Genomic DNA, 17,265 nt, shown 5'->3' on the forward strand with positions numbered 1-17,265 from the left:
ACTGCAACGCCATAGCCTCAGCCTGAACATCACTGAAGATGCCCAGACGGAGGTGTCCATGACAGATGCAGCCCTTGCTATTGAAGAATCCGGCAACCGTTGTCTGACGGTTGAACTGGCCACAGACCCAACCAGCCTGCGTGCTGCCCAGGCATTGCGCTACCGCGTGTTTGGCGAAGAGTGCGGAGCCAACCTGCACGGTGCCGAACAAGGCCTGGACCAGGACCACTACGATCTGCACTGCGAACACCTGATCGTCCGCGATCAGCGGACCGGAGAGGTGGTCGCCACTACCCGTATCCTCGACAGCGAGCGCGCCCGCAGCGCCGGCGGCTTCTATAGCGAGAGCGAGTTCCAGCTGGTCGGCCTGACCGACCTGCGCGGCGACGTCATGGAAATCGGCCGCACCTGCGTGCACGCCGACTATCGCAATGGCGCTACCATCTCGGTACTCTGGTCCGGCCTCGCGCAGCTAATGAACGAACGTCACTACAGCTACCTGATGGGCTGTGCCAGCATCGAAATGCAGGACGGCGGCATTCAGGCTCACGCCATCATGCAGCGGCTGCGCAGCCGCTACCTGTGCCGCGAGTTCCTCAACGCGATTCCTCGCCTGCCTCTGCCGGAACGGTCTCTGCCGGACAACGTGACAGCCCAGCTGCCACCGCTGCTCAAGGCCTATATGCGTCTGGGTGCCAAGATCTGCGGCGAGCCTTGCTGGGATCCTGAGTTCAACTGCGCGGACGTGTTCATTCTGTTGCGCCGCGAACAGCTGTGCCCGCGCTACGCCCGTCACTTCAAGGCGAGCTGAGCATGACTGGCCGCTCGGTAAGCACGCCCCGCCGGGTCGTGCGCCTGATTGCAGTGATTGGCTGGATTGGTTGCGGGCTGCTACTGGTCTGCTGGGTTCAGCTGATGCAATGGCTGCAACCCGCGCGAGTCGACCGTCAGCGACAGAAGTTGACTCGCTGGTGGATGCGCAACCTGATTCGCATTTTGCCGTTGCAAATTTGCGTTACCGGGGCTCCAGTTTCAGGCACCGCCCTGTGGGTCAGCAACCACGTTTCGTGGCTGGATATTGTGGTACTCGGCGCGCAGGCCCCGGTGCACTTCCTATCCAAGGCAGAGGTACGCAACTGGCCGGTTATTGGCTGGTTGGCAAGCGCTGCAGGTACCTGCTTCATTCAGCGCGGCCAGGGCACTTCAAGCACGATTCAGGATCAGTTGAGCGGTATTCTGGCGGCCGATCGCAGCCTGGTAATCTTCGCCGAGGGCACCACCACCGCCGGCGACCGGGTACGCACCTTCCACGGCCGCCTGCTGGCCGCCGCCATTGAGTCCCAGGTGCCAACCCAGCCGGTCGCCGTCGCGTATCGCCAAGCTGGCGCGCGCGACACCGTTGCCCCCTTCATCGACGACGACGAGTTTTCACAGCACCTCTGGCGTCTGCTGGGCTCCCGGGACATCAATGTGGATATTCACTTCCTGCCAGTACTCGACAGCACCAGCCTGAACCGCAACCAGCTCGCGCGCAGTGCGCACGCGTCGGTCTGTCAGGCGCTGGAGCTTGAAGGCGGCAAGATCGAGAGCGAGGCAGCCGAGGTCAAGGCAGCAGCCTGACCCTCGGCGTAGCGCTGCAGCTCGGGCATGAATGCGAGAAAGTCGGCTTCGAACGCCTCGTAGGCCGCTTCCAGTTCAGCCACCCCGCCCGGCAACGGGTTCTCGCGCCGCAACCGCCGCGCCATGTTGTCGACCGCCCGGTGCAGGTGGGTCAGCTCGGCATAACTGCTTAACCAGTCCTGCTCACTCATGTAGCGCACCACCGTCCAGGCGCGTTCGGGCATCCATTCGCGCTGCGCCCGGAGCTGCCGGTAGACATCCTGGGTGAAGTCCTCCAGCTGCCGATCAGCAAAGCGTGACCAGTGCCGTGCCAGCAGGTGATCGTAGAACATGTCGACCAGAATCCCGGCAAAACGCCGGCGTTCGCTACTCACCCTAGCCTTGCTTTGCAGCACCAGCGGATGAGCATCGGTGAAGCTGTCGATTCGCCGGTGCAGAACGATCCCCTCACGTACCGGCTCCGGCAGGTCAAGCCGCTGCACCGGCCCCTTGACGAAGTCGCCCAGCATGCTGCCCAGCGCCTGTTCAGGCGATTGCGACCCCAGCAGCAGGTGCGCGAGAAAGTTCATCAGTTGCCTTCAACCTGCGCGTGCAGCGCGGCAACCTGACTCTGCAGCGTATTCAGGCTACGGTTGGTCTGCAGACGGAAACTGTCGATTGCCTGCAGCGCCTGGTCGTTGGCTGCCTGACGACGATCCAGCTCCGCGCGCATGGCCTGAACGGCCTGCTGCACGGCCTCATTATTGCCTTTGTTCTGCAGCGCGGTGAGCCCCTGCTTGAGCTCGTCAAGCTGCTCGGCCTGCTGGCCCAATTGCAACTGAACCACCGAGAGAGTCCCAAGCTGCGTCTGCATCTGCTGCAGCGCCTTATCGGCGTCGGCAAATTGCTGTTGCAATGCTGCCAAACTATCGGAGCGCTTCTTGCCGTCCTCCTGCAGCGCCATAGTGCTTTCCTGCAACGCCGCAATGGCCGTCTGTTGTGTCGTTGCCTGCTCGCTACTGCGCTGATCTGCCTGCTGTAGTGCTGCCAGCTGCTGCCTGTACTCCCCCTGCTCCTTGCGCACAGCCTGCAACATGTCCTCGATGCGCTCCAGTTGCGCCTTGCGGTCCTGCTCTGCAGCACCGAGGGAGTCTTCGGTGGCGGACACTTTGCCGGTTATATCCTGAATGCGCCCAGAGGCTTCTTCACTGATCCGGGCAAAGCTGTTCTGGGTTGCAACCAGTTGCTGACGCAGCAGGCTCTGCTGCTGATGGGTCCAATAGCCCAGGCCCAGCAAAGCGACCGTCAATGCAGCGCACAGGGCCCACAGCAGGCCGTTGCCAGAGGCCGCAGCACGTTCCGGAACATCTGCACGCAGACCGCTGGCGCGCGGCGGAACATTTGCCGTCGACCGATCACCCAGATCGTTATCACGACTGGCACTGATGCTTGGCAGCTCACCCAACTCCGGTTCCTTCATCTCACCCTCTCACGACAAAAACCCTGAAACCCTTGCGCCAGAGCAGTGCAACCCTGCACCAGCAGACTGCACAAAGCGCGAAGAAAACACCTGACTCGGCGCTTTGACCGGCGCAAAACGCGATGTATCCGCCAACAAGCGCATATTGGTACATATTCTGCTTGCGGAATACCGACTTGGCTATAACACCTTACTCAGCCAATCACCTAAGGGGGTATGAGCATGATTGCAGATGCACAGTTCAACCGCGCCACCCTGGATTGCATGACCGCACTGCGCCGGCAGATTAAACGCACGTTGGGCGTGACCATCCGTCTTGGCGATCCGGACGCCGTGGAAAGCATGATCGGGCTGAGCCGCGACAGCAGCTCGGCTGAAATTCGCGAACTTGGTTCTCGCTTGGCAGACATGGTTAAACCAGACCATGATGACGGGCCTTCGCCGCTGGCACAGGGAGCCATCGCCTCACGGCAGTTCCAGCACCGCCAAGAGAACATCGCCAGGCTGGAAGCCGAGTCGGAAGCAGGCGAAGCCCCTGCCGGCAGCGTGCGCATCTATCGAGGCCAGGTCATCCGCGGCTGACCCGCAGCCAGGCTGCCGCGCACTGGTACAAGCCCGCTCAAGCCATTACTCTGATTGCTCCCCGTAACTCAGGAGCAAGTGCATGCGGCAATGGATGATCTATGGTGCCAATGGTTATACCGGCAAGCTACTGGCCAGGGCCGCCGCGGAGCGGGGTTTGCAACCCGTTCTCGCCGGTCGCAATCGCTCGGCCGTCGCCGCGCTGGCCGCAGAACTCAGCTTGCCGCACCGCTGCTTCGACCTGAGCCAGCCAGAGCAGGTACGTGAAAACCTGCAGGGCATGCAGGTGGTGCTGCACTGCGCAGGCCCCTTTTCCGCCACCAGCCAGCCGCTGATAGACGCCTGCCTGACAACAGGCTGCCATTATCTGGACATCACCGGCGAGATCGACGTCTTTGTCGCTGCACAGAGCCGGCAAGCCGAGGCCGAACAGGCCGGCATCGTCATCTGTCCGGGCGTCGGCTTCGACGTGATACCGACAGACTGCATCGCCGCCCGGCTGAAACTGGCACTGCATGATGCTGACCGCCTGGCGCTGGGGTTCGACACCGTCAGTTCGCTGTCTCCCGGCACCGCCAGAACCTCAGTTGAAGGCCTCAAATACGGTGGTCGCATTCGCAAGGATGACCGCATCCAGACCGTGCCGCTGGCCTACCAAAGTCGCGAGATCGATTTCGGCAACGGCACCAAGCACGCGGTTACCATTCCCTGGGGGGACATTGCCACAGCCTGGTTCACCACCGGCATTGACGACATCGAAGTTTTCCTGCCAATGGCACCCAGCGCGGCGGCACGCCTGAGACGGCTGGACCGGTTTCGGCCACTCCTCGGGCTGGCGCCGGTACAGGCACTGTTGAAATACCTGGTCGCCCGCCGCATCCATGGTCCGGATCTGCATCAGCGCGAAGCCGCACGCTGCTATGTTTGGGGCGAGGCGCAGAATCGCGCGGGCAAGAAGATCGTGGCGCGGATCGAAACCGCCAATGCCTACGATGTAACGGTAGAAGGTGCGCTGTACGCCGTCAGTTTCCTGCTAGAAAACGAGCCAGCACCCGGCTACTACACCCCTTCCCGACTGCTGGGCCCGGACTGTATTGAGCAGTTGCCGGGGTCAGGCGCAATGCACATCGAGTGATACCGTCAGCCTTGCACGTCAGCCGCCAACAACGCCGGCGCCCGACGTGCTAGCTCCGCGGTCAGGCCTTCCAGCAACTGACCGCCGGTACGCCAGTAATGCCAGTACAGCGGCACCGGCTGTGACCAGCCGGGCAAGAGCTCACACAGCTGCCCGCTGCGCAACTCCGCAGTAACCTGCAGTGCCGGGACCATCCCCCAGCCCACGCCGGCTTGCAGCATGCGCACAAACCCTTCCGATGACGGGCACAGGTGGTAATCAAAGTCCCCCTCCACCCCAAGCTGGCGAATAAACCGGTGCTGCAACTGATCATCCGGCCCGAACACCACCGCCGGAACCTTCCGCACATCGGCACTCCCCAGTCCGCTCGGGAAATGGCGCGCGACAAATGCCGGACTGGCGACGGCCAAATAGCGCATTTCACCCAGCAGCATACTGCGAGCGCCGGCCACCGGCTGCTCGACAGCGCACAGACAAGCAGCCACCTCGCCGCTGCGCATGCGCCTCAGCCCAACATCCTGATCTTCCAACTGCTGGTCCAGCAGCACACGTTCACGCTCGCACCAGGGCGCAACCGCCGCTGCCCACCAGGTAGCCAAACTATCGGCGTTAAGCGCCACCCGCAGCCGCGTGCGACCTGCATCACTGTCAATCTGCGGCAGGTCGTGACGCAGGTCGCGCTCCAGCAACCGCACCTGCTGTACATGATTCAGCAAGCGCTGTCCCGCGGCGGTCGCCTGCGGGGGCGATGCCCGCACCAGCACCGGCGCGCCGAGCCGCGCCTCCAGCAGTTTGATGCGCTGCGAGATCGCTGATTGCGACAACCCAAGCAGATTGGCCGCCCGCTCGAAGCCACCCTGCTCGACAACAGCTGCCAAAGCAGCCAATAGCTTGTAATCCAGCATCATTACTTTCTCTAATATGATATCAGCATTATTGCTTTTTCTAATTTCAAAATCTAACGCACACTGGCGCCGTTTTCACTCGGAGCCCGTCCATGCCCAGCATTTTCTCCAGTTACATTCACGGTCTGGTCGCCGCCGCAGGCTTGATCATGGCCATCGGCGCACAAAATGCGTTCGTCCTTGCCCAGGGCCTGCGCCGAGAGCATCACATCAGCGTTGCCCTGATCTGCATGAGCTGCGACGCAGTCCTGATCCTCGCCGGCACCTTCGGCCTCGCCGCCTTGCTGCAGACTCACCCGCTGGCAATGGAAATCACCCGCTGGGGCGGTGTCCTGTTTCTCACCGTTTACGCCTTGCAGGCGCTCTGGCGCTCCGTCTCGCCGCGCGGGCTTGAAGCAATGCGTGCGCCAGCGCGCTCGCGCCATGCTGTACTGCTGACCACGCTGGCGGTCACGCTGCTCAACCCTCATGTCTATCTCGACACTATGGTGTTGATCGGCAGCCTGGCCGCGCAACACCGACTCCCTCTGGTGTTTGCACTCGGCGCGACAACGGCATCAATCCTCTGGTTCACCCTGCTGGCGCTAGGGTCTGCCCGTATGGCGCCCGTGCTAAAACGCCCTCTGACCTGGCGCTGCATCGACCTCGCAGTTGCGGCAATGATGCTGACAGTCGCCTGGTCGCTGGCCAAACCCGCACTGCAGACCCTCTGGCAAGCCTAAAACCACATGGAAGGTGCGTGGATAGCCGCACACACAGGTGCTATGATCGGGGCTTCCCGATCGCAAGACGGGCAGCGCCCGGCGGAGCGAGTATCAGCTGCCGACAAGAAGGCGTAGACGGTTCGCCGCCAGGCTCAGTTCAAGCCGCGGCCGGCTGTCGAGACAAACGACACGATCGTTTCCGGAACGTGATACCTGACGATGGAGATAAACCATGGCTTTTGAATTACCCGCACTCCCTTACGAAAAGAACGCACTGGAACCGCACATCTCTGCAGAGACCCTGGAATACCACCACGGCAAGCATCACAACACCTACGTTGTGAACCTGAACAACATGGTTCCGGGCACCGAGTACGAAGGCAAGAGCCTGGAAGAGATCATCAAGACTTCCAGCGGCGGCGTCTTCAACAACGCAGCACAAATCTGGAACCACACCTTCTACTGGAACTGCCTGAGCCCGAACGGCGGCGGTGAGCCGACCGGCGAGCTGGCCGAAGCCATCAACAAGGCATTTGGCTCTTTCGCAGCATTCAAAGAAGAGTTCAGCAAAGTCTCCATCGGCACCTTCGGTTCTGGCTGGGGCTGGCTGGTCAAGAAAGCTGACGGCTCCCTGGCACTGGCCAGCACCATCGGCGCCGGCTGCCCGCTGACCAGCGGCGACACCCCGCTGCTGACCTGCGACGTTTGGGAACACGCCTACTACATCGACTACCGCAATGCGCGTCCGAAGTACGTAGAAGCGTTCTGGAACCTGGTCAACTGGGACTTCGTAGCGAAAAACTTCGCTGCCTGATCCTGCCTGACTCTGCGTTATCCACAACACCCTGCCTCGGCAGGGTGTTGTGCTTTTGGTGATTGCAAAATGATTGCACTTTGACCTCGTCCACTGGATTATCGATACTCAGAAGCTGGCACGCCGAATATTGTGCGCGTCGGAGTCTTGCGCAGGCGCGGGAATTGACTGCATGATGGCCTAATAGCGCAATCCATCGGGATAAGGAATAAGAAGACGTTGAAGCTCGAGCGCCGGCACAGTCTATCCATAAAACTGCTCCGCCTGGTGCTGCTCTGGGCGCTGCTGGTGGGCTTGGTACTGAGCCTTGGGCAGATCGCTTTCGACTTGCGCAAGGAGCGCCGGGAGATTGATCGCACCGCAGAGCAGATCCTTGCGATGTCGCAGGATCCAGCCACCCAGGCAGTCTACAGCCTGGATCGCGAAATGGCGTTGCAGGTCATCGGTGGCCTGTTCGAACATCCCGCAGTGCGCTTTGCTTCCATCGGTCACCCTGACGAAACCCAACTGGCCAGCCGTGAACGGCCGCTGGTCGACAGCCCACTGCGCAAGGTCACAGACTGGCTATTTGGCGTAGAACAACACTACAGCATCGGCCTGTTTGGCCGCGAACCCTACAACGAGTACTACGGCGACCTGCGCATCGTCCTCGATACCGCCCCCTACGGCGAAGACTTCCTGCAGAGCTCATTGATCATCCTTGTCTCCGGCACCCTGCGCGCCGTTGCTATGGCACTGGCACTGTACCTGCTCTATCACCTGCTGCTGACCAAACCACTGGCCGGCATTATTGACCGCATCAGTGACATCAATCCCGACCACCCCGGGAAGATGCATATCCCCATGTTGCCAGGCCAGGAAAAGAACGAGCTTGGCCTGTGGATCAACAAGGCCAACGAGTTGCTTGAATCCATCGAGCGCAACAGCAATCGCCGGCGCGAAGCTGAAGCCAACCTGCTGCATATGGCCCAGCACGATCATCTGACCGGCCTGCCAAATCGAAGCATGCTGCAGGAACAACTCGGCCGAATTCTCAGCGACGCAGGCCGGCGCCAACGCGGTGTTGCCGTGCTCTGCTGCGGTCTGGACGATTTCAAAGAAATCAACGAGCAATTCAGCTACCAGTCCGGCGATAGCCTGCTGGTCACCGTCGCGGACCGCCTGCGCGCCAACAGCGGCCGGCTCGGCAGCCTCGCACGGCTGGGTGGCGACCAGTTCGCCCTGGTTCAGACCGGCGTCAGTGAGCCATACGAGGCTGCCGAACTGGCTCAGACCATCCTTGATGATCTGGGCCGACCGTTCGACATTGGTGAACACACCGTCAGCCTGCGCGCGACCATTGGCATCACCCTGTTTCCGGACGACGGCGATAACGCGGAGAAGCTGCTGCAGAAGGCCGAACAGACGATGATGCTGGCCAAGGCACGCTCACGGAATCGCTACCAGTTTTACATTGCCAGTCTGGACAGCGAGATGCGCGTGCGCCGCGAGCTCGACAAGGAGCTACGCGGCGCACTGGAACGCAACGAATTTCACCTCGTCTACCAACCGCAAATTGCGTTTGACGATCACCGCGTGGTCGGCGTGGAGGCGCTGCTGCGCTGGCACCACCCGGAACGCGGACTGGTGCCACCAGACCTGTTCATTCCGCTGGCGGAGCAGAACGGCAGCATCATCGAAATTGGCGAGTGGGTGCTGGATCAGTCCTGCCGCCAACTGCGTCTCTGGCACGACAGCGGGATGACCGAGCTACGCATGGCCGTCAACCTGTCGACCGTGCAGTTGCACCACAGTGAGCTTTCCCGGGTGGTCACCAACCTAATCCAGCGCTACAAGCTGCCAGCACGCTGTCTCGAGATGGAGGTCACCGAAACCGGCCTGATGGAAGACATAGCCGCTGCCGCAGGCCACCTAAACAGCCTGAAGAAAGCGGGCGTACAGATTGCCATTGACGATTTCGGTACTGGCTACTCATCGCTGAGCTACCTGCGCGGGCTACCGCTGGACAAGATCAAGATTGATCGCAGCTTCGTTCAGGATGTGCTGGTCGACGAAGACGACGCGACCATCGTCCGCGCGATCATCCAACTTGGCCGCAGTCTCAACATGGAAGTCATTGCCGAAGGAGTGGAATCGGCTGAGCAGGAAGCCTACATCATTGCTCAGGGATGCAATGAGGGGCAGGGCTACTACTACAGCCGCCCGCTCTCTGCCACAGCGTTCACCGACTGGCTGCACAGCTACAACCATGCAACTGAAAAGGGCCGGCGCTCGGAATTGGGCTGAACCTCAGCCGACCCAGAACCAGCAGGCCAGCGGTGCGCTGATCACCAGACCCACCAGCCCCAAAAACGCGCCTCGGCGCAGACGCTTGGCCAGGTCTTCCTCATGATGATCAGACAGGATAAAGGGCAAACCACGCCGTGGCGGCTTGCCGAGAGCGTGTACGAGTGGGCGCTGACCGTCGACCCTCGCTAACCGCCCCGCCTCACCATCAGCAGCCTGGCGAACCCGCTCCCACTCCTGCATATCGAGTTCACCGTCACCATTACGATCAAAGCGGGTAAGCAGATCATCGTAATCAGCTTTCCAGCCGCTGATCACCTGCCGCGCTGCCGCTTGGCGGTCAAACTCATCGCGACCACCACCACGACTTTCGAACCAGCCGAGCGCATAAAGCAGCTCGCCCTCCGCAAACCACTCCTCGGTATAGCGGTAGCGCTTGCGAATTAACGTCGCCAGCAATCCCTTCTTCACTGAACTGCCAGCCGGCCAGCGCTGGCTACCCTCCCAGCGCCGACAGTGACGCGGGTGCACCTCGGCTCCACTGGGCATGACCCAGCAACTCCCGGTGTCGTCACGCAGCAGAAACGGGCGATCTGAGCTGCCTTGCTCGACAGTGTGCCAGTTGTTGTTCTTACCGCTGCGTCGATACTCCTCGACGCGAAACCGATACCACAGACAGTCGATCTCGCCGAGCGGCGAGATGAGCTGTGTATGCCCTCCAGCATCAAGCGTACCCTGCAGTTCGACCAGCCCCTGGGCCGCCGAGCGTACCTTTGAGGTTGGGGTGTCCTCTAGCCACCGCGCGCGCCGCAGGCGCGTCAGCATGAAATACAGACAGGCCAGCGCGACGGCGGTAATGATTGAGCTGAGCAGGTAGTAGTTGGCCGGCGACAGCAACAGGACGCCGTGCACATCAATCATGAAAACAGGGCCCTAATGTCGACATCGGCCTTTTCTTCAGCGGTAAATTGCAGCAGTTCGGCCGACTTGAAACCGAATAGCCGAGCCAGCAGCACCTCGGGGAACTGTTCGATACGGACATTATTGATGTTCACCGCAGCGTTATACAGCTCGCGCCGGTCGGCGATTCCGCTTTCCAACCCGGTGATTCGTTCCTGCAAATGCTGAAATGACTCGCTCGCCTTCAGGTCAGGATAATTTTCGGCCAGTGCAAACAACTGCCCCAGCCCCGCCCGAAGGGCGCTTTCCGCACGACCGACACCTTTCACGTCAGATTCTGCGCGCGCTGCGGCAACCGCCCCCCTGGCTGCAATTACTCGCTCCAGGGTCTGGGTTTCGTGCTGCATGTAACGACGACAGGCTTCGACCAGCTTGGGCAGCTCGTCATGACGCTGCCGCAGCAGGACATCAATATTGGACCAGGCCTGACTGACCGCGTGTTTCACACTCACCAACTGGTTGTACAGCATGATCGCGTACAACAGCACAACACCCAGCACGACCAACACAATAACCGTTGTAAGTTCCATTACCTGCTCTCCTGTTCCATTGATCCCGCCTGACCACTGCACGTTACCGTGCGAACCCGCCACGTTCAGACACACCCGCTCGCCCAAGTCCCTGGCAGACTCAAGGGGTCACTATAAAGAGATTAAAAAAAAGCCGCCACGCGCAAAAGGCTGACGGCTTTCAGGTCACCGAATGGCGACACGTTGTGGTGGTTACTGAAAGAGCGACTCTCCGGTCAGGCCATGCTGCTCGAGAATATCGCGCAAACGCTTGAGCGCCTCGACCTGGATCTGTCGTACACGCTCGCGGGTGAGACCGATCTCGCGCCCGACTTCCTCCAGCGTGCTGCTCTCGTGGCCACGCAAACCAAACCGCCGCGTGACCACTTCGCACTGCTTTTCCGTCAACTCTCCAAGCCACTGGTCAATGCTGGCGTTGAGGTCATCATCCTGCAGCAGATCACACGGGTCCGAGCCCTGTTCATCCGTGAGGGTGTCAAGCAGCGTCTTGTCCGAGTCAGGGCCAAGTGACATGTCGACCGAAGCGACCCGCTCGTTCAGACCCAGCATGCGTTTAACGTCTTCGACCGGCTTGTCCAGCAACTGGGCAATTTCTTCCGGCGAGGGCTCATGGTCGAGCTTCTGAGTCAGCTCACGGGCGGCCCGCAGATAGATATTCAGTTCCTTGACCACATGAATCGGCAGACGAATCGTCCGCGTCTGATTCATGATTGCCCGCTCAATAGTCTGGCGAATCCACCAGGTCGCATAGGTCGAGAAACGAAAGCCACGTTCCGGGTCAAACTTTTCCACCGCCCGAATCAAGCCGAGGTTACCTTCCTCGATCAGGTCGAGTAGTGTGAGCCCCCGGTTGACGTAACGCCGGGCGATCTTGACGACCAATCGCAGATTGCTTTCGATCATGCGTTTGCGCCCTGCCGGATCCCCCTTTTGCGCCAAGCGGGCAAAATGGACTTCCTCTTCAGGGGTCAACAGGGGAGAAAAACCGATTTCGTTGAGATACAGCTGCGTGGCGTCAAGCTGTTTGGTGAAGTCGAACGCATTCTCGCGTCGATGGTTGCGCGGAGTAATCCGCTTGTTATCTACGGACACAGGCATCTCGTTCACCTCCTCATCATCCATGATGGTGCTGTCTTGCGACGTGCTGTCCAGCGATATGACCTGCTCTGGCTGTTTCTTATTTTTTACTGCCATATGCGTGCCCCAATTCCAGTAAAACGCGGCAACGACACAGCCCATCAAATCACACCCCATTATGGGCAGTGCGTCCCTACTGACTGTTGCGATGCAACAGATCAGTCACGTTCTCACAGACTGCCCGCAGAACGTGACAAACCCATGGCACCGCAACCAACACCTTACCATCAAGACCGGGGCAAATACGCCAACGGGTCTACAGGTTGACCCTTGCGCCGGATCTCGAAATGCAGCTTCACCCGATCAGTACCGCTACTACCCATTTCGGCAATGACCTGTCCAACCTTGACCTGATCACCTTCTTCAACCAGCAAACGGCTGTTGTGCGCATAGGCGCTCAGGTAGGTCTCGTTATGCTTGATGATGATCATATCGCCATAACCGATGAGACCTCGTCCAGCATAGACTACTGCTCCATCAGCAGCTGCTTTCACAGGCTCACCCAATTGTCCGGCAATATCAATCCCTTTATTCAAACTCCCGTTTGACTGGAAGCGCGCCAGCAATTGTCCACGTGCAGGCCAACTCCAGCCGGAAGCACTGACTGGCGTAGAAGAGCTGCCTGCAGACCGTGTCGCAGACGGGGCTGCCGTCGCGCTTGCAGTACTGGCAGTGCTGCCTGAACGCGGCGTGCTGGTGGTCGCGGGGGTGCTGGGTACAGCAGTGGATCTGGGGGTTGATGAGGTGCTGGAAGCCGCTGGCGTGGAAACGGTCGGCGAAGACGCAACGACAGGCGCACGGGAGGCGGCGCGACGTCCCAGACTGATACGCTGACCCGGGTAGATGGTATAGGGCGCGCGCAAGTTGTTATTACTGGCCAGAGCCTTCCAGTCCCAGCCATAGCGGAACGCAATCTGATACAGCGTCTCGCCCCGCTGAACGGTGTGATAGCCGGTCGTCACCGCCTGCGCGCGCATGCCGCCACGGCCGCGCTCGTCGATGGGAACGGTGCCGGAAGGCCCTGCACATGCGGCAAGCAGCGCCGCCAATAACACTATACCGGCACGTTTTACCGGCTCAACGGCCCCATGCCCGCAACGCACACACAGCCCCATTCCTGGTTGGCTCCCGTTCAGTATCGCGTGTGGGGCTTGCGCGCAGCGCCTCTCAGGCTGCAGCGCGCCGTCCCCACCATTCTAATAACAACACTAATACCACGCCGAGCACCATCAACGCCAATCCGGCCTGCCAGAGCGATGGCTCACCGGTCAGCTCGGCGTACTGATGCGGCAGCAGGTTCATCTCCTGCAGCGGAACCTGCTCGCCATGGCTGTTGACCCGCCAAGTGAGTGTTTGTTTCCACGGCCAGACCTTGTTCAGTGAACCAACCAGCAATCCGGTCAAAAATGCCAGCGTAACACTGCGCGCATGGCGTAGCAGCCAGGACAATAAACGCGAAAAGCTCAGCAGTCCGGTCACGCAGCCCAGTGCGAACAGTCCGAGTAGGCCGAGATCGGCGCTTTTGACTGCGTGCAAAACACCGGAGTACAGGCCCAGCAACAAAAGAATAAAGCTGCCGGAAATACCGGGCAGGATCATTGCGCAGATCGCAATGCAACCGCCGAGAAAAACGTTCAGGGGAGTAACACTCAGCGCTAACGGCGAAGCAACGGTGATCAGGTAAGCAAATACCCCGCCAAGCACTGCCGCAACAACTGCAGCCGGATTCCAGCGGGGAATCTCGCGCCCAACCAGATAGACCGAGACCAGAATCAAACCAAAGAAAAACGACCACACCAGCAGGCCGTGATGCGCCAACAGGTAGGTAATCAGGCGTGCCAGAGTGGCAATGCTGCAGAGTATGCCCGCCAGTAGGGTAACCAGAAATGCGCCATCAACCGCCCGCCAGGTATCGGCAAACCGGCCGCGTAACAGCCATACCAACTTGTCCGGTGTGCAGGCCGCAATGGCCGCTAGCAGGCGATCGTAGATGCCGGAAATGAAGGCAATGGTGCCGCCCGACACCCCAGGCACAACGTCGGCGGCGCCCATGGCGACGCCACGGAGAAAGATAAAGAGGTATTCCTTCACGGAGGCGTCCTTGGGATGAGAATTCAGGAGTGAATGGCGCCAGCCAGCAGGGGCACGAAGCGCACCGGCTCGACCTGCTGATAGGTAAACTCGTCACCGTGGCGAATAACCAGCATCAGGTGCTGCTCGCGTTCACCGACCGGAATCACCAGGCGACCGCCGTCAGCCAACTGACCGAGCAGCTCACGCGGAATTTCAGCCGGCGCTGCAGTGACCAGAATGGCATCGTAGGGGCCGTACTGTGGCCAGCCCCAATTACCATCTGCATGACGGAAAACGACATTGCGCACGTCGATATCCCGGAGCACACGCTTGGCACGCTCCTGCAGCGGCAAAATCCGCTCAACGCTGAATACCCGCTCAACCACCTTGGCCAGAATGGCGGTCTGGTAACCGGAGCCGGTGCCGACCTCCATGACTTTGTCGAGCGGCCCGCCACCGAGCAGTAACTCGGTCATGCGGGCAACGATATAGGGTTGCGACAAGGTCTGGTTGTGGCCAATCGGCAACGCTGTGTCTTCGTAGGCTCGATGCGACAGCGCTTCATCCACAAACAGATGACGCGGCGTGCGACGCATCGCTTCGAGCACGTGCAGGTTACGAATACCCTCTTCAAATAACCGCTCAAGCAGCCGCTCACGGGTACGCTGCGAGGTCATGCCGATACCGGCACGGTAAAGGTCGTCATGTGCCATGCTCAGTCCAACCCGCCCAGCCAGCTCTCCAGGTGATCAAAGACCTCGTACAGTGTCTTGTCGACACGCAGCGGTGTCACCGACACATAGCCCTGCATGACGGCGTGAAAATCCGTTCCTTCGCCGCCGTCCTCGGCGTCACCGGCGACCGAGATCCAGTACCCCTCCTTGCCCCGCGGATCCACCCACTTGACCGGCTTGGCGGCGCGCGCGCGGTGGCCCAGACGGGTCAGACGAATGCCCTTGATCTGCTCCAGCGGCAGATTGGGAATATTGACGTTGAGCACCGTACGCGGCGGCAGATCGAGCTGATCATGCGCCTCGACCATCTTCCGGGCGAAGTAGGCGGCAGCCGGCAGGTTGTCGGTTTGCCGGCCGGTCAACGAAAACGCCATGGCCGGACGGGCCAGAAAGCGCCCCTCCAGCGCGGCAGCAACCGTACCGGAATAGAGCACGTCGTCACCCAGGTTGGCACCCAGGTTAATACCTGCGACCACCATGTCGATGCTGTCTTCATACAGCGCATTGAGGCCCAGGTGCACGCAGTCGGTCGGGGTTCCGTTGATACCAATAAAGCCGTTTTCCAGAGTGAAGGGCCGCAGCGGCCGGTCCAGACTCAGCGCGCTGCTCGCACCACTGCGGTCCTCTGCGGGAGCCACCACCACACAGTCGGCATAATCGGCCAGTGCACCGTGCAGGGCTTTGATACCCGGCGCCAGCACACCATCGTCGTTGGCAATCAGAATACGCATCAGTTTTCCGTTTCCAGCCCGCCACCGGGGGTACTGGAGAGTTCCAGCAGCTCATGCAGCAACGCCGTGGCGAAGCAGCCGGTAGGCAGGGTAAATTCCAGTTCGAGACAATCGGTGGACGGATAATGCCACGTAAGTCCCTGAATGGGGAGGCGTAAAATCCGCCTTGCCTGTTCCAGCCCGGCGCCCTCAAGCCAGGCGGCCAGTTCCGATTCGGCCGTCGCCACCTGCTGTTCCAGCCGTGCGATGGCGCCGCTACTGGCCAGGGCACCGGTACCCCACAGCGCGGCAGTCGGATGCAGGTCCAGCGCTGCCGGCCGCGGGTCATCCGCCGCCAGCTCACTGGCAGGAAAGTGACTCCGACTATCGGTGAAAGCCAGGCAGTCGCCGTCGAGAATCCGGTTCCAGCTGCCCTCTTCCACCCGCCTGGCGAGCATACGATTGAACAGCAGACTACGCGCTGTCGATAGCAGCCGGGACCGGGTACCACGTGCTGGCGGGTATCCGCCCTGCCCAGCCCAGCGGCGGGCATCATGCAGATTGCTGCCGTCGCGACCAAAGCGCTGCGGGCCGAAATAGTTGGGCACACCCTCACGGGCGATAACCTGTAAACGCGCGTCCAGTTGCTGCTGATCGGCCAGCAGATCAGTGAGGCGAATAAAGAACCCGTTGGCACTGTGGGCACCGCGCTGCAGCTTGCGCTGATGGCGCGTCTGCTCCAGACAGCGCAGCTGGTCGTTCCAGAGCGCGCTGAAATCCGGGTCTGCACGCCCCGGCAGCTGTAGGCTGAACCACTGCCGGGTCACCGCCTGACGATCCTTCAGGCCGGCGTAGCTGACGTTGCGCAGGGAAATACCGGCGGCGCGCGCCAGCTGTCTAGCGACTTCTTCGGTATTCAGGCCGCGCTTCTCCAGCAGTAGCCAGAGATGCTCTCCTGAACCGCTGAGTGCGATATCCAGCACCTCGGTCACGCGGAAGTCGTCCGGCGTGGCTTTCAGAGTCGCCCGGCCACAACTTTCACCCCAGGCGCGCGGCCCAAGCAGCTGTTCAGTCATGCGCTAGCAACAGGGCGACCGCGTGTACGGCAATCCCTTCCTCGCGACCAGCGAAGCCCAGCTTCTCGGTAGTGGTAGCCTTGACGTTGACCTGATCCAGCGCCACGCCCAGATCCGCGGCGATCTGCTCGCGCATCAACGGAATATGCGGCGCCATCTTCGGTCGCTGCGCGACAATGGTGGCATCGACATTACCGACCTTCCAGCCGCGCTCGCGCAACAGACCCATGACATGGCGCAACAGCACCCGGCTATCGGCGCCCTTGAACTCAGGATCGGTATCAGGAAAGTGCTGACCAATGTCGCCCAACGCCGCCGCTCCCAGCAAGGCATCGGCCAGCGCGTGCAGCAGCACATCGCCGTCAGAGTGGGCAACCAGCCCACGGCTATGGACGATCTGCACGCCGCCAAGGGTGATGAAGTTGCCGTCGCCAAAGCGATGAACGTCGTAGCCGTGGCCAATGCGCATGTGGTGCCTCCCGTCAGTCGATGGCGGCGATTCTACCGCCTCGACATGACAAGGGACAGGTCAGGCAGACT

The 17,265-nt window shown here is 60.8% G+C and carries 20 protein-coding genes; 8 read left to right on the forward strand and 12 right to left on the reverse strand.

Annotated features, from left to right (window positions below):
- Window positions 1-58 precede the first annotated feature (58 nt).
- Both ACKPCU_RS15520 and ACKPCU_RS15525 read left to right on the forward strand, forming a co-directional pair.
- The gene (locus ACKPCU_RS15520) at window positions 59-811 is read left to right on the forward strand and encodes a GNAT family N-acetyltransferase (protein WP_104737881.1); all 753 of its coding nucleotides are present in this window, start codon (window positions 59-61) and stop codon (window positions 809-811) included.
- A 2-nt stretch (window positions 812-813) separates the two neighbouring features.
- Window positions 814-1,620 (forward strand): lysophospholipid acyltransferase family protein, encoded by an 807-nt coding sequence (locus ACKPCU_RS15525; protein WP_321348093.1) that lies wholly within the window; start codon window positions 814-816, stop codon window positions 1,618-1,620.
- Here ACKPCU_RS15525 and ACKPCU_RS15530 read toward each other — a convergent pair.
- A complete protein-coding gene (locus ACKPCU_RS15530) occupies window positions 1,554-2,189 on the reverse strand; it encodes an acyl carrier protein phosphodiesterase (RefSeq protein ID WP_321348096.1) in 636 nt (211 codons plus the stop codon). The two genes, ACKPCU_RS15525 and ACKPCU_RS15530, sit on opposite strands and share 67 nt — an antisense overlap.
- Window positions 2,189-3,079: a coiled-coil domain-containing protein gene (locus ACKPCU_RS15535; protein WP_321348097.1), complete on the reverse strand. Its 891-nt coding sequence runs from the start codon at window positions 3,077-3,079 to the stop codon at window positions 2,189-2,191. Before ACKPCU_RS15535 ends, ACKPCU_RS15530 begins: the two co-directional genes overlap by 1 nt.
- A 222-nt stretch (window positions 3,080-3,301) precedes the next feature.
- Between ACKPCU_RS15535 and ACKPCU_RS15540 the strand changes: the two genes are divergently transcribed.
- A complete protein-coding gene (locus ACKPCU_RS15540) occupies window positions 3,302-3,661 on the forward strand; it encodes a hypothetical protein (protein WP_104737885.1) in 360 nt (119 codons plus the stop codon).
- An 82-nt stretch (window positions 3,662-3,743) separates the two neighbouring features.
- Window positions 3,744-4,796 carry a saccharopine dehydrogenase family protein gene (locus ACKPCU_RS15545; RefSeq protein WP_321348100.1) on the forward strand — a complete coding sequence of 351 codons (1,053 nt, stop codon included), beginning with the start codon at window positions 3,744-3,746 and terminating at the stop codon, window positions 4,794-4,796.
- A 5-nt stretch (window positions 4,797-4,801) separates the two neighbouring features.
- Here the strand turns inward: ACKPCU_RS15545 and ACKPCU_RS15550 are convergent, their stop codons facing one another.
- Window positions 4,802-5,701 carry a LysR family transcriptional regulator ArgP gene (locus ACKPCU_RS15550; RefSeq protein ID WP_104737996.1) on the reverse strand — a complete coding sequence of 300 codons (900 nt, stop codon included), beginning with the start codon at window positions 5,699-5,701 and terminating at the stop codon, window positions 4,802-4,804.
- Between the two features lie 101 nt (window positions 5,702-5,802).
- On the opposite strand from ACKPCU_RS15550, the gene ACKPCU_RS15555 reads away from it, so the two are divergent.
- The 3 genes from ACKPCU_RS15555 to ACKPCU_RS15565 all read left to right on the forward strand — a co-directional run bounded on the left by ACKPCU_RS15555 (window position 5,803) and on the right by ACKPCU_RS15565 (window position 9,505).
- Window positions 5,803-6,423 carry a LysE/ArgO family amino acid transporter gene (locus tag ACKPCU_RS15555; protein WP_188656489.1) on the forward strand — a complete coding sequence of 207 codons (621 nt, stop codon included), beginning with the start codon at window positions 5,803-5,805 and terminating at the stop codon, window positions 6,421-6,423.
- A 214-nt stretch (window positions 6,424-6,637) separates the two neighbouring features.
- Window positions 6,638-7,219, forward strand: a complete 582-nt coding sequence (gene sodB / locus ACKPCU_RS15560) for a superoxide dismutase [Fe] (protein WP_104737887.1) — start codon at window positions 6,638-6,640, stop codon at window positions 7,217-7,219.
- A gap of 219 nt (window positions 7,220-7,438) precedes the next feature.
- On the forward strand, window positions 7,439-9,505 hold the full coding sequence (locus ACKPCU_RS15565; protein WP_321348103.1) for a putative bifunctional diguanylate cyclase/phosphodiesterase: 2,067 nt from the start codon (window positions 7,439-7,441) through the stop codon (window positions 9,503-9,505).
- Between the two features lie 3 nt (window positions 9,506-9,508).
- On the opposite strand, the gene ACKPCU_RS15570 is transcribed toward ACKPCU_RS15565, so the two are convergent.
- The 4 genes from ACKPCU_RS15570 to ACKPCU_RS15585 all read right to left on the reverse strand — a co-directional run bounded on the left by ACKPCU_RS15570 (window position 9,509) and on the right by ACKPCU_RS15585 (window position 12,626).
- The gene (locus ACKPCU_RS15570) at window positions 9,509-10,426 is read right to left on the reverse strand and encodes a GIDE domain-containing protein (RefSeq protein ID WP_321348105.1); all 918 of its coding nucleotides are present in this window, start codon (window positions 10,424-10,426) and stop codon (window positions 9,509-9,511) included.
- Complete coding sequence (locus ACKPCU_RS15575; protein WP_104737890.1) at window positions 10,423-10,995, reverse strand: LemA family protein; 573 nt, start codon at window positions 10,993-10,995, stop codon at window positions 10,423-10,425. Before ACKPCU_RS15575 ends, ACKPCU_RS15570 begins: the two co-directional genes overlap by 4 nt.
- Window positions 10,996-11,187: 192 nt before the next feature.
- Complete coding sequence (gene rpoS, locus ACKPCU_RS15580; protein ID WP_407651861.1) at window positions 11,188-12,117, reverse strand: RNA polymerase sigma factor RpoS; 930 nt, start codon at window positions 12,115-12,117, stop codon at window positions 11,188-11,190.
- Window positions 12,118-12,359: 242 nt separating this feature from the next.
- Window positions 12,360-12,626, reverse strand: a complete 267-nt coding sequence (locus ACKPCU_RS15585; protein WP_407651862.1) for a peptidoglycan DD-metalloendopeptidase family protein — start codon at window positions 12,624-12,626, stop codon at window positions 12,360-12,362.
- Between the two features lie 178 nt (window positions 12,627-12,804).
- Here ACKPCU_RS15585 and ACKPCU_RS15590 point away from each other — a divergent pair, with 178 nt between their 5' ends.
- The gene (locus ACKPCU_RS15590) at window positions 12,805-12,966 is read left to right on the forward strand and encodes a hypothetical protein (protein WP_407651868.1); all 162 of its coding nucleotides are present in this window, start codon (window positions 12,805-12,807) and stop codon (window positions 12,964-12,966) included.
- 333 nt (window positions 12,967-13,299) lie between these two features.
- Here the strand turns inward: ACKPCU_RS15590 and ACKPCU_RS15595 are convergent, their stop codons facing one another.
- Genes ACKPCU_RS15595 through ispF form a run of 5 tightly spaced genes read right to left on the reverse strand, consistent with a single transcriptional unit; the run spans window position 13,300 to window position 17,194 of the window.
- Window positions 13,300-14,223 (reverse strand): polyprenyl-phosphate transporter, encoded by a 924-nt coding sequence (locus ACKPCU_RS15595; RefSeq protein WP_321348111.1) that lies wholly within the window; start codon window positions 14,221-14,223, stop codon window positions 13,300-13,302.
- Window positions 14,224-14,246: 23 nt separating this feature from the next.
- On the reverse strand, window positions 14,247-14,918 hold the full coding sequence (locus tag ACKPCU_RS15600) for a protein-L-isoaspartate(D-aspartate) O-methyltransferase (protein WP_321348113.1): 672 nt from the start codon (window positions 14,916-14,918) through the stop codon (window positions 14,247-14,249).
- 2 nt (window positions 14,919-14,920) lie between these two features.
- Window positions 14,921-15,670, reverse strand: a complete 750-nt coding sequence (gene surE, locus ACKPCU_RS15605; RefSeq protein WP_104737895.1) for a 5'/3'-nucleotidase SurE — start codon at window positions 15,668-15,670, stop codon at window positions 14,921-14,923.
- Window positions 15,670-16,725, reverse strand: coding sequence for a tRNA pseudouridine(13) synthase TruD (truD, locus tag ACKPCU_RS15610; RefSeq protein WP_321348116.1), 1,056 nt, complete (start codon window positions 16,723-16,725; stop codon window positions 15,670-15,672). The genes surE and truD overlap by 1 nt, the downstream gene beginning before the upstream one ends.
- Complete coding sequence (gene ispF / locus ACKPCU_RS15615) at window positions 16,718-17,194, reverse strand: 2-C-methyl-D-erythritol 2,4-cyclodiphosphate synthase (protein ID WP_321348118.1); 477 nt, start codon at window positions 17,192-17,194, stop codon at window positions 16,718-16,720. The genes truD and ispF overlap by 8 nt, the downstream gene beginning before the upstream one ends.
- Between the last annotated feature and the right edge of the window lie 71 nt (window positions 17,195-17,265).

The organism is Halopseudomonas oceani (assembly GCF_963677335.1).
Classification (GTDB): domain Bacteria; phylum Pseudomonadota; class Gammaproteobacteria; order Pseudomonadales; family Pseudomonadaceae; genus Halopseudomonas; species Halopseudomonas oceani.

What these genes read in the sequence shown, in the direction of transcription:
- ACKPCU_RS15520 (WP_104737881.1), top strand. Translation starts at nt 59, where the DNA reads ATGACAGATGCAGCCCTTGCTATTGAAGAATCCGGCAACCGTTGTCTG.
- ACKPCU_RS15525 (WP_321348093.1), top strand. Translation starts at nt 814, where the DNA reads ATGACTGGCCGCTCGGTAAGCACGCCCCGCCGGGTCGTGCGCCTGATT.
- ACKPCU_RS15530 (WP_321348096.1), bottom strand. Translation starts at nt 2,189, where the DNA reads ATGAACTTTCTCGCGCACCTGCTGCTGGGGTCGCAATCGCCTGAACAG.
- ACKPCU_RS15535 (WP_321348097.1), bottom strand. Translation starts at nt 3,079, where the DNA reads ATGAAGGAACCGGAGTTGGGTGAGCTGCCAAGCATCAGTGCCAGTCGT.
- ACKPCU_RS15540 (WP_104737885.1), top strand. Translation starts at nt 3,302, where the DNA reads ATGATTGCAGATGCACAGTTCAACCGCGCCACCCTGGATTGCATGACC.
- ACKPCU_RS15545 (WP_321348100.1), top strand. Translation starts at nt 3,744, where the DNA reads ATGCGGCAATGGATGATCTATGGTGCCAATGGTTATACCGGCAAGCTA.
- ACKPCU_RS15550 (WP_104737996.1), bottom strand. Translation starts at nt 5,701, where the DNA reads ATGCTGGATTACAAGCTATTGGCTGCTTTGGCAGCTGTTGTCGAGCAG.
- sodB (WP_104737887.1), top strand. Translation starts at nt 6,638, where the DNA reads ATGGCTTTTGAATTACCCGCACTCCCTTACGAAAAGAACGCACTGGAA.
- ACKPCU_RS15570 (WP_321348105.1), bottom strand. Translation starts at nt 10,426, where the DNA reads ATGATTGATGTGCACGGCGTCCTGTTGCTGTCGCCGGCCAACTACTAC.
- ACKPCU_RS15575 (WP_104737890.1), bottom strand. Translation starts at nt 10,995, where the DNA reads ATGGAACTTACAACGGTTATTGTGTTGGTCGTGCTGGGTGTTGTGCTG.
- rpoS (WP_407651861.1), bottom strand. Translation starts at nt 12,117, where the DNA reads ATGGATGATGAGGAGGTGAACGAGATGCCTGTGTCCGTAGATAACAAG.
- ACKPCU_RS15600 (WP_321348113.1), bottom strand. Translation starts at nt 14,918, where the DNA reads ATGGCACATGACGACCTTTACCGTGCCGGTATCGGCATGACCTCGCAG.
- surE (WP_104737895.1), bottom strand. Translation starts at nt 15,670, where the DNA reads ATGCGTATTCTGATTGCCAACGACGATGGTGTGCTGGCGCCGGGTATC.
- truD (WP_321348116.1), bottom strand. Translation starts at nt 16,725, where the DNA reads ATGACTGAACAGCTGCTTGGGCCGCGCGCCTGGGGTGAAAGTTGTGGC.
- ispF (WP_321348118.1), bottom strand. Translation starts at nt 17,194, where the DNA reads ATGCGCATTGGCCACGGCTACGACGTTCATCGCTTTGGCGACGGCAAC.